This window comes from Bacillus sp. AFS098217 (genome assembly GCF_002551815.1).
GTDB lineage: Bacteria > Bacillota > Bacilli > Bacillales > Bacillaceae_G > Bacillus_A.
In genome coordinates, this window is record NZ_NVPR01000106.1 from 1 (window position 1) to 1,467 (window position 1,467).

General features: G+C 34.6%; 1 protein-coding gene. It reads right to left on the reverse strand.

The features are described from left to right. Positions 1-68 precede the first annotated feature (68 nt). Positions 69-1,399, reverse strand: a protein-coding gene (locus COO03_RS22900; RefSeq protein WP_230322525.1) for an IS3 family transposase whose coding sequence is annotated in 2 segments (ribosomal slippage) — positions 69-1,027 and positions 1,027-1,399 — 1,332 coding nt in all. Because the reading frame shifts where the segments join, the coding sequence is not laid out codon by codon here. Positions 1,400-1,467 lie beyond the last annotated feature (68 nt).

Here is a 1,467-nt window from a genome sequence, read left to right on the forward strand (position 1 = left end):
TGGAAGAGAGCATCTGGCCATGCATAGAAGTATAGTGTACCCTTTGTAAAGGACATTTTAAAAAAAGCCTAGGCAGTTTTAAGAAGATAAGCCCTGAATTGAACAGGGCTCATCTTTTTTAAATTCCATTGGCATCTGTCGTGATTGTAATATTTCATATATTGCTTTATTTCATGTTTTAGTTCAGCTAGGTTTGTACATGATTTAATAAAGGCTTCGTCTTTAAAATGTCCAAAGAAGGATTCTTGAGGAGCGTTATCCCAACAGTTCCCCCTTCTTGACATTGATTGGAGTAGCCCTAGTTCCTTTACTAACTTTTGAAAGCTTGGGTGTGTATAGTGAACTCCTTGATCTGAGTGAATTAAGGCATCTTTTGTCTTCTTAAACCTTCTATTTTTCTTTAACCTTAAAAGAGTGTCTGTTGCCAAGTCGATGGTCAGACGATTTGAAACATTATAAGCTACTATTTCATTGGTGGAACTGTCCATAATCGTTGATAAATAAGCTTTTTGCCCCTTACCGTAAAATAAATATGTTATATCAGTCAGAAGTGTTTTTCCGGGTATACCTTGTTTAAATTGTCGGTTCAATAGGTTAGGAACAACTCGGTGTTCTTTTGTAGCTTTCATTATCCTTTTATATGGATTAGCCTTCCTAATAGGGCAAATAATGTCGTACTTTTTCATGATTCTTCTGATACGTTTCAAATTGTAGACAACCTTAAATTGGCTCTCCAAAGTCATTTTGATTTGGCGTGCCCCTTTTTTTCGCTTTTTGAAATGTAATGCCTTTAAGATGATCTCTTTTGTATTTTTATCTTCTTCATCTTTTCTCTTTCTTTGTTCTTGTGACTTCATTGAGAAATAATTATAATAACCACTTCTTGAAACTTCCGCTATTTTACACAAGTAACTCACCATATGTTTTAATTGATATTTTTCAATCACCGAGTAAATGAGGGTGTATTTCTGGGAAGGGGAGAGAATTACTTGTTCAGCCTCCTTTCTGCAAATCGAATCTTTTTTAACAGTTCATTTTCCGCTTTTAGTAAGTTAATTTGTGCTTCCAGAAGAGCATTTTTCTTCTCTAGAGTAAGATCCTTTGCCTTAAATCGTCCTAGGCTATCAGCTCTCCTGTCACGTAAACCACTTATCCCGTTTTCATCGTAAGCCTTTTTCCATCTCTTACTAGCAGCCTTAATTCTATCCATTCCCAGTGTTTCAACATCAAAGCCACACTCTTCAAAGATCTGTCTTGGAAACTTCCCTTTTTCTTTCTCCACGATAAATAAACGTTTAAATTCATCTGTATAAGTAATTCCCTTTGGTCTAACTGATTTTACATATTTATTAGATGATAGTAACTGAATTTCTTTCTCTGTAAAAATCTTTTTGCTCATTAGTTCTCCGTCTCCATGTTGTATTCTCAAGTTTTGTATTTCTTAATTATACAAAAATGTACCATACA